This window comes from Granulibacter bethesdensis, assembly GCF_001889545.1.
Classification (GTDB): Bacteria; Pseudomonadota; Alphaproteobacteria; order Acetobacterales; family Acetobacteraceae; genus Granulibacter; species Granulibacter bethesdensis_B.
The window spans coordinates 314,760-325,186 of record NZ_CP018194.1 but is presented as its reverse complement, the minus strand read 5'-3'; the positions used below and the strand labels follow the sequence as shown (position 1 = coordinate 325,186).

General features: G+C 62.3%; 14 protein-coding genes. 10 read left to right on the top strand and 4 right to left on the bottom strand.

Annotated features, from left to right (window positions below):
- Positions 1-7: 7 nt before the first annotated feature.
- Positions 8-331, top strand: coding sequence for a DUF167 family protein (locus GbCGDNIH8_RS01395; protein WP_072571825.1), 324 nt, complete (start codon positions 8-10; stop codon positions 329-331).
- Complete coding sequence (locus tag GbCGDNIH8_RS01390; RefSeq protein ID WP_072571824.1) at positions 328-1,485, top strand: MFS transporter; 1,158 nt, start codon at positions 328-330, stop codon at positions 1,483-1,485. The genes GbCGDNIH8_RS01395 and GbCGDNIH8_RS01390 overlap by 4 nt, the downstream gene beginning before the upstream one ends.
- Positions 1,486-1,518: 33 nt before the next feature.
- On the opposite strand, the gene GbCGDNIH8_RS01385 is transcribed toward GbCGDNIH8_RS01390, so the two are convergent.
- The 4 genes from GbCGDNIH8_RS01385 to GbCGDNIH8_RS01370 are packed head-to-tail and all read right to left on the bottom strand — an operon-like array spanning position 1,519 to position 2,854.
- Positions 1,519-1,698 carry a DUF1674 domain-containing protein gene (locus GbCGDNIH8_RS01385; RefSeq protein ID WP_072571823.1) on the bottom strand — a complete coding sequence of 60 codons (180 nt, stop codon included), beginning with the start codon at positions 1,696-1,698 and terminating at the stop codon, positions 1,519-1,521.
- 43 nt (positions 1,699-1,741) lie between these two features.
- Positions 1,742-2,098 carry a Rieske (2Fe-2S) protein gene (locus tag GbCGDNIH8_RS01380; RefSeq protein WP_072571822.1) on the bottom strand — a complete coding sequence of 119 codons (357 nt, stop codon included), beginning with the start codon at positions 2,096-2,098 and terminating at the stop codon, positions 1,742-1,744.
- A gap of 4 nt (positions 2,099-2,102) precedes the next feature.
- Positions 2,103-2,564, bottom strand: a complete 462-nt coding sequence (locus GbCGDNIH8_RS01375; RefSeq protein ID WP_072571821.1) for an EVE domain-containing protein — start codon at positions 2,562-2,564, stop codon at positions 2,103-2,105.
- Entirely contained in the window at positions 2,561-2,854 is a 294-nt protein-coding gene (locus GbCGDNIH8_RS01370) for a YciI family protein (protein ID WP_072571820.1), read from the bottom strand. The genes GbCGDNIH8_RS01375 and GbCGDNIH8_RS01370 overlap by 4 nt, the downstream gene beginning before the upstream one ends.
- A 183-nt stretch (positions 2,855-3,037) precedes the next feature.
- Between GbCGDNIH8_RS01370 and GbCGDNIH8_RS01365 the strand changes: the two genes are divergently transcribed.
- The 8 genes from GbCGDNIH8_RS01365 to acs all read left to right on the top strand — a co-directional run bounded on the left by GbCGDNIH8_RS01365 (position 3,038) and on the right by acs (position 10,414).
- On the top strand, positions 3,038-3,817 hold the full coding sequence (locus GbCGDNIH8_RS01365) for a heme ABC transporter permease (RefSeq protein ID WP_072573506.1): 780 nt from the start codon (positions 3,038-3,040) through the stop codon (positions 3,815-3,817).
- Positions 3,814-3,975: a hypothetical protein gene (locus tag GbCGDNIH8_RS12775; protein WP_157692510.1), complete on the top strand. Its 162-nt coding sequence runs from the start codon at positions 3,814-3,816 to the stop codon at positions 3,973-3,975. The genes GbCGDNIH8_RS01365 and GbCGDNIH8_RS12775 overlap by 4 nt, the downstream gene beginning before the upstream one ends.
- A gap of 81 nt (positions 3,976-4,056) precedes the next feature.
- Positions 4,057-4,584, top strand: a complete 528-nt coding sequence (gene ccmE / locus GbCGDNIH8_RS01360) for a cytochrome c maturation protein CcmE (RefSeq protein WP_072573505.1) — start codon at positions 4,057-4,059, stop codon at positions 4,582-4,584.
- Between the two features lie 3 nt (positions 4,585-4,587).
- Entirely contained in the window at positions 4,588-6,540 is a 1,953-nt protein-coding gene (locus GbCGDNIH8_RS01355) for a heme lyase CcmF/NrfE family subunit (protein ID WP_072571819.1), read from the top strand.
- Between the two features lie 23 nt (positions 6,541-6,563).
- Entirely contained in the window at positions 6,564-7,148 is a 585-nt protein-coding gene (locus tag GbCGDNIH8_RS01350) for a DsbE family thiol:disulfide interchange protein (RefSeq protein WP_072571818.1), read from the top strand.
- Positions 7,145-7,618, top strand: a complete 474-nt coding sequence (locus GbCGDNIH8_RS01345) for a cytochrome c-type biogenesis protein (protein WP_408874680.1) — start codon at positions 7,145-7,147, stop codon at positions 7,616-7,618. Before GbCGDNIH8_RS01350 ends, GbCGDNIH8_RS01345 begins: the two co-directional genes overlap by 4 nt.
- The gene (gene ccmI, locus GbCGDNIH8_RS01340) at positions 7,615-8,331 is read left to right on the top strand and encodes a c-type cytochrome biogenesis protein CcmI (protein WP_072571816.1); all 717 of its coding nucleotides are present in this window, start codon (positions 7,615-7,617) and stop codon (positions 8,329-8,331) included. Before GbCGDNIH8_RS01345 ends, ccmI begins: the two co-directional genes overlap by 4 nt.
- A 148-nt stretch (positions 8,332-8,479) precedes the next feature.
- On the top strand, positions 8,480-10,414 hold the full coding sequence (gene acs, locus GbCGDNIH8_RS01335) for an acetate--CoA ligase (protein WP_072571815.1): 1,935 nt from the start codon (positions 8,480-8,482) through the stop codon (positions 10,412-10,414).
- The last annotated feature ends 13 nt before the right edge of the window (positions 10,415-10,427 follow it).

Genomic DNA, 10,427 nt, shown 5'->3' with positions numbered 1-10,427 from the left:
TCTGGCGATGAGCATCTGGCGGAGTGTCGAAAATGGCATCACGCTTGCCCTGCGTGTCGTACCGAAAGCCCGCAAAATCGGGCTGGGAGGCACTGTTCCCGGGGCTGATGGCAAACCGCGGCTGAAAATCTCCGTCAGTGCCCCCGCCGATAAAGGGCAGGCAAATGAAGCGGTGCGGGACATGCTGGCCAAAGCGCTGCGCGTGCCAGCTTCCCGCATTACCTTGCTGCAGGGTTTGACCGCACGCGACAAGCTGGTGCGGATTGAGGGAGACCCCGAAACGCTGGGCGCCACGGTCGCAACGCTGGCAACAGGGGGAACAGACTCCTGACAGGATCACTCCATCGGGCACGGATCGGCCCAACCCTGCTTTTCGTCGGATGCGGTGCTGGAATCGGTACATGGGCCGCCAGTGTCGCCCATGTACAGCGTGATGCCGGTCTCAGTGACAGAGCGCTGGGCTTTGCCCTGCTGGCCATGGCCGTTGGCGCACTGGTCTCTATGCCGCTGGCGGGGCGTTTCGTCGCCCGTTACGGGACCGCACGCCTGTCCGGCTGGAGCGGACCCGCTTTTGCCCTCTCCGTGCTTTTGCCGCCGTTCTCCCGCCTGTGCGGAGACTGGGCCATGCCCGCCCTTGCCGGAGCGCTGTTTCTGATCGGCGGCACGCATGGAGCCACCGATATCGCCATGAATGGTGAAGCGGCCCGGCTGGAGCGACAAAACGGCCGAACCATGATGTCCTCCTTTCATGCCGGATGGAGTCTCGGGGGGGTGGCCGGTTCCACCTTTACCAGCCTTCTGTTTGCATGGGGATGGAATGCAGAATTGGCCATGGGGCTGTCCGCAGCCATGCTGATGCTGGTGTTTCTGGCCGCATTGCTGATCAACCGCACGGTGGAAGGTACTCCTCCGCATCCCAGTGAAGCGCCAGCCGAAAAAGGATGGACCCCACCGCTGATCTATCTGGGAAGCCTCTGCTTTCTGGCCTTTATGGTAGAGGGCGGCATGATGGACTGGTCAGCCGTTTATATGAGCACCCTGTCGAAAGAAGGCATGGCCCTGAGCGGCGGAGGATTTGCCTCCTTCTCGTTGATGATGGCGGGGATGCGGCTGGCCGGAGACCGGGTCGTCACCCGGCTCGGCCCGGTACGGAGCTGTGCGCTGTCCACACTTATCGCCGCCATCGGGCTGGGGACCGCGCTTGTCACCAGCCACCCACTGGTTTCCATGGCCGGATTCGCATTGCTGGGGATAGGGATGGCCAATGTGGTGCCGATCCTGTTCGCGGCATCGGGACGGCGGGGCGGCAATGCCGGTGTCACCACCGTGGCAACACTCGGTTATGCGGGCGGGCTGTGCGGGCCGCCGATCATCGGTTTCATGGCCGGGCACTGGGGACTGCGCCTTGCGCTGACCTCACTGCTGGCGGCGATCGCTATTATCGGTCTGAATGCACGCAGCGCGGAAAATCGGCCTGAAAACTAAACTTTCCGCCGCACCGCCCATCAGAAATCCCCGTCAGAAATCAATGCAGCGCCCGTTACGCTCCCAGTCCCCGAAACGGGTTGGTTCCGGTCCTTTCGGACCGCCATGCTCCACCGGCTGAACCGTATCGGCAACAGTTACCTGATCGGTGGGAGTCACCGTTCCCTTGTAACCGTCCCTGTCCGGTGCGGGTTTCTGGTCGGTTTCTGCCATAACGTGCCCCTCTGTTTTACTTCATTATTATAGCAGCCAGGCCCTACAACCCGGCATCCTCAGCCACATAGACCGCGCCATTCTCGATCATGACTGGCACCATCGTCAGATAATCGCCCTGACACGGGCCAGCCTGACACGCTCCGCTCAGCAGATCGAACAGAGCGCCATGCGTGCCGCAGACGATATGCTGCCCGTCCGAAGACAGGAAGCGATCAGGCCCCCATTCCAGCGGGACACCGATATGCGGGCAGGCATTGACGTAAACCCGGACATCATCTCCCCGCCGAATGGCGAACAGGCCAAAAAATCCGCCCGGCGCAGGGGGAAACCCTTTAGCGCCGGGATCGGACAGATCCTGCACATGGCACAGCAAACGAAGCGCGCCACTGGCTGTCATCTCGTCAGCCTTCCGTGCCTTTCCAGTCCCCCATCCGGCCCCCCATCCGGCACAGCAACGCCCAATGTTCTGGCGAAACAGGCGATACCGACAGGCGGGATTGCCGCACCAGCGCCAGATCGGCCAGACCCGGTTCCGCCTTGATCATGGCGAGCGTTACCGGAGAAGGCATCTTTCCGACGGCACGCATATCGACACAGAGCCAGGGATTGCTGCCATCCCGGCTCAGCTCATCCGCCCCGACAGTCGGATCGGGATAGGCTTCCCGGACCACCTCCACCACGCCCACGATCTCCCGACCGATATTGGAATGGTAGAAAAACGCCAGATCGCCCAGGCGCATCGTCGCCAGATTGCGCTTGGCGGCATGATTGCGCACCCCGGTCCATGGCTCCACGCCATGCGCCACCTGCTGATCCCAGCTGAAGGCGTCCGGCTCCGACTTCACCAGCCAGTATGCGGTCATCCGACGAACTGACCGTCCTTGAACACCTGACGATAGGCGCGGACTGTAACAGTGGCGAACAACCCGGCCTGCGCATACGGATCACCCGCCGCAAAAGCCTGTGCTTCCTCCAGACTGGTGGCATCGATGATCAACAGGCTGCCTTCCGGCTCCCCTGCCGCATTCAGAACCGGGCCGACCTGCACCAGACGCGATTCGTGATCCCGCAGATATTCCAGATGGGCCGGGCGGGTCTGCTTGCGAAGCTCCAGACCGCCTTCACGATCCGTGCAGATGACTGCGAACAACATGCCTTCCTACTTTCGTTTTCAGAGCCATCAGGCGCTTAAAATTAAGGTAACAAGCAGGCGCTTCAAACGGAGCGCACGGCAGGGTATGATGGAGCCGTGGAAACGTCAGCTTTATCAGATCAGGATACTCACCGGAACGCGCTGCCGGAAGGCGCGGTGGGGAAAAATCCTTCAGGCCGCGCCATGCCCGGACCGGGTAGGGAGATGCGTGCGAAACCCAACCTGCATCGCTTTGCCAATCCGGGCCGGTTCCTGCGCATCGCCGGAAAAATCGTCCCGCCAGTGGCCGTGGCAGGAATTCTCATCACTGCCTTCGCGCTGGTCTGGGGACTGTTCTATGCCCCCGCCGACTGGCAGCAGGGCGATACCGTGCGCATCATGTATATCCATGTGCCTGCCGCCTGGCTCGGTTCCATGGGATATGCATCGCTGGCCGCCGCCTCCGCCGCCTCTCTGGTCTGGCGGCATCCTCTGGCTGATCTTGCCGCGGCGGAGATCAGCCCGGTAGGAGCCATGTTCACCGCTATCTGCCTTGCCACCGGCAGTTTGTGGGGCAAACCGATGTGGGGAGCCTGGTGGGTGTGGGATGCACGCCTGACGTCGGTTCTGGTGCTGTTTTTCCTCTATCTGGGCCATATTGCGCTGGTGCGCGCTTTTGACGATCCGCAACGCGGCTACCGCGCCGGAGCCATTCTGGCGCTGGTCGGGGTGGTCAACCTGCCAATCATCAAATTCAGCGTTGATTGGTGGAACACCCTCCATCAAACCGCCAGCATCAGCCTGACCGGTGCGCCCACCATGTCCACCGAGATGTTGTGGCCGCTGCTCTGGTCCGCCATCGGCTTTACCCTGATCTTCATTGCTCTGGTGCTGACCCGTATCAGGGCGGCGGTCATGGAACGGCGCATCCGCGCCCTGCTGCTGGCCAATGCCGCCCGGGCCGAGCAAGGGGGCGTGCCATGACGCATCTGCCTTTCATCATCGCGGCCTATACCATTGCGCTGGGCCTGCCGCTGATCATGGGATTGATGACGGTGACGCGGCTTGCCTCTGCCCGGAACAAGCTGGCAGCGCTCGAAACCCGCCCGCGTGCAACCCGGCGCAGCGGCCAGAATACGTAGTGGCCCGCCTTTAGTGATACGCATCCCTCTCCCGCATGAGCATCTGCCTGCATGTGGGACAGGCTTCAGGAATTTTCGATCATGACCCGCAAACGCCGCCGTCTGTATATCCTGCTGGCCTGCGGCATCGGCCTCGGCTCCGCCACCGCGCTGACCCTGTTCGCATTCAGCGATAATCTGGTGTTCTTCATGGCCCCGTCTGATTTCGCGAACAGCCATGTCGCGGCGGGACGCACCATTCGCCTCGGCGGTCTGGTGCAGGCAGGCAGCGTGCATCGTGAGGTCGAAAACGGACAGCCCGCCGCCAAATTCGTAGTGACGGATGGCAAGGCCTCGGTTCCGGTCACCTTTACCGGAATTCTCCCCGACCTGTTCCGCGAAGGACAGGGTGTGGTCGCGCTGGGAACGGTCGAGCCGGATGGCAGCTTCCGCGCCTCCGAAGTGCTGGCCAAGCACGACGAAACCTATATGCCGAAAGACGTGGCCGAGGCGCTGAAAAAAAGCGGACGCTGGAATCCTGCTTCCGGCCCGCCGCCTGCCGCCAGCACATGGTACAGGATGAAGCCGGCCTCGACCGCCGATCTGCAGAAAAACAGGACAGGCGGCTGATCCATGATTCCTGAACTGGGCCATTTCGCGCTGGCACTGGCCTGCGCCTTTGCCGCCGCGCAAGCCATTCTCGCGCTCTGGGGTGCACAACGCCGCGATGCAAGGCTGATGGCGGCGGCTCCGGCGCTCGCGCTCGGGCAGATGCTGGCCCTGATCACCTCGTTCGGGGCTCTGATGTGGGCCAGCGTGGTCAATGACTTCACCGTGCTGAACGTGGCCCAGAACAGCCAGTCCGCCAAGCCGCTGCTCTACCGGATCAGCGGCACATGGGGAAATCATGAAGGTTCCATTCTGCTGTGGTGCCTGATCCTCGCGCTCTGCGGCGGTGCGGTGGCGACGTTCGGGCGCAACCTGCCCTCCGCCCTGCGGGCACGGGTTATCGGTGTGCTGGGGGCGTCCTCGGTCGGGTTTCTGCTGTTCAGCCTGATCGAAAGCAATCCGTTTGTACGGATATGGCCTGCACCGATGGAGGGCAGCGGCATGAATCCGCTGCTGGAAGATCCCGGCCTCGCGATTCATCCGCCTATTCTCTACACCGGCTATGTCGGCTTCGCGATCCCGTTCGCTTTCGCGGTCGCGGCCCTGCTGGAAGGACGGATCGATGCCTCCTGGGGACGCTGGGTGCGTCCATGGGCGCTGGTTTCATGGGCGTTCCTGACCTGCGGTATCGCACTGGGATCATGGTGGGCGTATTATGAACTCGGCTGGGGCGGTTTCTGGTTCTGGGACCCGGTCGAGAACGCCTCCCTGCTGCCATGGCTGACCGGAACCGCGCTGGTGCATTCCGCCATCGTCGTCGAAAAGCGCGAGGCGCTGAAAATCTGGACCGTCCTGCTGGCCATCGCGACGTTTTCACTCTCCCTGTCCGGCACATTCCTCGTGCGGTCGGGTATCCTGAATTCCGTCCATTCCTTCGCCAATGATCCGGCCCGCGGCGTGTTCATTCTGGGCCTGCTGGCACTGGTGATCGGCTCTGCGCTGGTACTGTTCGTGTTCCGCGCCCCGGTCCTGTCCGTGTCCGGCGTCTTTGCCCCGATTTCCCGTGAAGGCTCTCTGGTGCTGAACAATGTGCTGCTCTGCTCCATTGCAGCCGTCGTGTTCACCGGCACGACCTATCCGCTGTTCGCGCAGTTGCTGTTCGGAGCGCAGATCAGTGTGGGCGCGCCCTTCTTCAACGCCACCGTGATGCCGCTGGCCATTCCCGTTTTCATCGCCATGGCGGTCGGGCCAATGCTGCCATGGAAACGCGCCCGGCTCTGGCCTGCCCTGTCCCGGCTGTGGTGGGCGGCGCTGGTTGCCCTCGCTGCCGGTCTGTGGGGGGCCATGGGACGCCAGTTCCTGCCAGCACTGGCTTTTGGCTGTGCGGGCTGGCTGATCACTGGCTCCTTCGCCGACATCATCGAGCGGATCAAACTGTTTCGTGTGCCGCTCCGCACCAGCCTTGCCCGTCTCGGCGGCGTGCCACGATCCGCATGGGGAGCAGCCATCGCCCATGCCGGGCTGGGGGTCACCATCTGCGGCATTGCCGCAATGTCGATGGCCCAGCAGACCATTGTCGCGGTCAAGCCGGGGCAATCCACCGAACTCGGCGGCTATCGCTGGACGCTGGACAGCATCACCGATGCGCCCGGCCCGAATTACGTCGCCCGGGTGGCCACCATCACCGTGACCAGTCAGGGGCACCTCGTCACCGTGCTGACCCCATCCCGCCGCGCCTATCCGGTGCAGCGACAGAATACCACCGATACCTCCATCCAGACCAACGGCCTGCGTGACCTGTATGCCGTGCTGGGTGAGGAACGGGATGGCACTGCCGTCCTGCGCCTGCATGTCAATCCGCTGGCTCCTTGGATATGGCTGGGCGCGCTGGTCATGGCGATTGGTGGATGCCTGTCCCTGACCGACCGCCGGTTACGTGTGGGGGCCCCTGCCCGCAGCCGAGCCGTTCACGCCTGATAGCGTCAGAAGAGTAACATTCCATGACCACCCCACCACCACCTTCACGGCCTGTCTGGACACGCCGGTTGCTGCTCTCCGCGCCGCTGGTACTGGCCGTTGCTGCCGGTGCCGCGTTTCTCGGCATGCTGCATGGTATGGAGGACGGGCATTTCGATCCGCGCGGCGTCCCCAGCCCGCTGATCGGCAAACCCGTTCCGGTCTTTGATCTGCCAGCGCAGACTCCCTCTCCGGAAGGGTTTACCTCGGCCGCCCTCTCGCAGCAGGGGCATCCGGTGCTGGTGAATTTTTTCGCGTCCTGGTGCGTTCCCTGCAAAATCGAGCAGCCTGCGCTGATGACTCTGAAACAGCGCGGCATCGCGTTATGGGGCATCGCCTACAAGGATAAGCCGGAAGCCGCGGCCGCCATGCTGAAGACAGATGGCAATCCCTACCAACGGATTGCCAGGGATGCAGCGGGGGGCACCGCCATCGACTGGGGTGTCTATGGCGTGCCTGAAACCTATTTCGTCGATCCTAAAGGGATCGTGCGCTGGAAATGGGCCGGCCCCCTGACAGAGCAGGTTATCAAGGACCAGATTGAGCCTTTGCTGAAAGCCTATCCATGAGTCGGTCTCTTACCATGCGCTGGCTGGCTCTGAGCGCCATGCTGTTTCTGCTTCTGCCCGTTCAGCATGGGCTGGCGGTCAGCAGCCCATCGGAGATGCTGCCCGATCCGGCACAGGAACACCGCGCCGAAGCGATCGGTTCCCAACTGCGCTGTCTGGTCTGCCAGAATCAATCCATCGAGGATTCGGAAGCTGATCTGGCCCGCGATCTGCGCGCCAAGGTCCGGCAGCGGGTAGCCGCCGGGGACAGTGATGCCCAGGTCATTGCCTGGATGGAGGCGCGTTACGGCGAATTCGTGCGGCTGCGCCCACCGTTTTCCCCGCTGACATGGCTGTTATGGCTGTCGCCCGTTTTTGCGCTGGGAATCGGGGCCGTCATCGTGCTGGCAGCCCGCAGAAAGCGCAGCACGACCATCCCCCCGCTGAGTGATGATGAAAAAGACCGGCTGAACAGGTTGCTCCGTCCATGATCTGGCTTTTTATCGCCGCTCTGGCGTTGGTGTGTGTGGCGCCACTTGGCTGGTCACTGCGGAAAAATACCGTGATGCTGCGCGGCCAGCGGGAAGCAGCCATGGCCCTGCACCGCGCCCAGTTGCTGGAACTGGACCGCGACCTGGCCGAGGGGCGCATTGCCGCACCGGAACACGCCACCGCCATTGTGGAAGTGCAGCGCCGTTTACTGGCCAGCGACGCCAGTATCGATATCGCGCCACGTTCTGCCGCACGCCTGCCGGTACTGGGCTGCATGATCCTGATCCCGTTGGCGGCGCTGGCGCTCTACTGGCCATCCGGGCAGCCACGTGTTCCCTCTGCCCCCTATGCACAGCGCATGGCAGAAGCCCAGAGACAGGCCCGGAATATCGATGATCTGGTGGCAAAGCTGCGGGCACGGATCGAGTCGCTCGACCCGCATAGCGAGGAAGCGCGTCAGGGCTTGCTGCTGCTCGGCACAGTGGAAGGTCGGATGGGCCACATGCAGCAAGCCGTCGCTGCATGGCGCAAGGCGCTGGCTGTCCGATACGAACCGGGCCTCGCTGCCCGGATCGCCGAGGCAGATTCTGAGATTGCCGGAAAGGTCACACCCGAAGCCCGCACCATGTTCGAGCGCGCCCTCAAAGAGGCACCTGCCAATGCGCCATGGATTTCCCTGGTCAAAAAACGGCTTGAATCCGGCATGGAATAAAGGCGGCGCAACACATTCGACAGGGAAAGGAATATTTATTTTCGTCTGTTGCGCGAAGGCGCGCAAAAACCACTCGAAAGTTTCCTATCACTCGATATATTCAAACAATCGAGCGCGTGGATAACGCGAGCCGCCCCGGAGGAAATGAATGTCCGAGCCGCCCCTGATTCATGTGAAGCCGTCTCTTGCGGATTCGGCACATGTGAATGCCCGCCGTCACAGTCTGATGACCCATCAGGCGGGGACAGATCCCGATGCCTTCTGGGCCGAAGAAGCCAGGCGCATTCCGTGGTTCCGGGAACCAACCCTGATCAAAAGCACGTCCTTCGAGGGTGATGTCTCGATCCGCTGGTTCGAGGATGGCCGTCTGAACGCCTCTGTCGCCTGTCTGGATCAACATCTGGAAACGCGCGGCGATCAGATCGCCATTCTATGGGAAGGCGATGAACCTGGAACACAGGACAGCCTGACCTATCGCCAGCTTCATGACCGCGTCTGCCGTCTGGCGAATGTCATGAAATCAATGGGCATCGGCCGCGGGGATCGCGTTACGATCTACCTGCCGATGGTGATGGAAGCCGCCATTGCGATGCTGGCCTGTGCCCGTATCGGCGCGGTGCATGCGGTGGTGTTCGGCGGCTTCTCCCCCGACAGCCTTGCCGACCGTATCCGTGACAGCGAATCCAGCCTGCTCATTACCGCCGATGAAGGCCGCCGGGGCGGACGAAAAGTGCCACTGAAGCGCAATGCCGATGAGGCCCTGTCCAGGGTTGACTGCATCAGGAACGTGATTGTCGTCACTGTCACCGGCGGCGAAATCAATATGCAGGAAGGGCGCGATCAGCGATACGAAACCCTGATCGAGGCAGCCTCCTCCGACTGTCCGCCAGAGGAAATGAACGCCGAAGATCCTCTGTTCATTCTCTATACCTCCGGCAGCACCGGCAAGCCGAAGGGCGTTTTGCACACCACCGGCGGCTATATGGTCTGGGCCAGCTTCACGCATGAACTGGTGTTCGACTACCACGCTCCCGAAGTATACTGGTGCACGGCGGATGTGGGCTGGATCACCGGCCATACCTATATCGTGTACGGACCGCTGGCGAACGGCGCGACCACGCTGATGTTCGAAGGGGTGCCGAGCTACCCGGACAGCAGCCGTCTCTGGCAAGTTGTCGACAAATACAACGTTTCGATCTTCTACACCGCGCCGACCGCCATCCGTGCGCTGATGCGGGAAGGCGATGCGCCGGTCAAAAAGACCTCCCGCAAATCCCTGCGCATTCTCGGCACGGTGGGCGAGCCGATCAATCCGGAAGCATGGCGCTGGTATTACGAGGTCGTCGGCGAAGAACGCTGCCCGGTCATCGACACATGGTGGCAGACGGAAACCGGCGGTCATCTGATCACGCCGCTGCCCGGCGCGATCGCCCAGAAACCCGGCAGCGCCACCCTGCCACTCCCTGGCGTCAAGGCGGTTCTGGTCGATAACGAGGGCAATGTGTTGGAGGGCGAAGCCGAAGGCAGTCTTTGCATCGCCGATAGCTGGCCGGGCCAGATGAGGACGCTGTATGGCGATCATGAGCGGTTCGTACAGACCTATTTCTCCACCTACAAAGGTCTGTATTTCACCGGTGACGGAGCCCGTCGCGATGCAGATGGCTATTTCTGGATCACCGGGCGTATCGACGATGTGCTGAATGTCTCCGGCCACCGCCTCGGCACGGCAGAGGTGGAAAGCGCGCTGGTTGCGCATGGCGATGTTGCCGAAGCCGCCGTGGTCGGTGTTCCGCACGACATCAAGGGTCAGGGAATCTACGCATTCGTCACCCTGAAGGACGGGTACGAAGCCAGCGACAAACTGCGCAGCGAGCTGATCAACTGGGTCAGGCGGCAGATCGGGCCGATTGCCACGCCGGATGTGATCCAGTGGGCACCCGGACTGCCGAAAACCCGCAGCGGCAAGATCATGCGCCGGATTCTGCGCAAGATCGCGTGCAATGAAACCGATAGTCTGGGGGATATCTCAACCCTGGCCGATCCCTCCGTGGTGGAGGATCTGATTGCCAATCGCCCGGCCTGACGATCCGGCGACG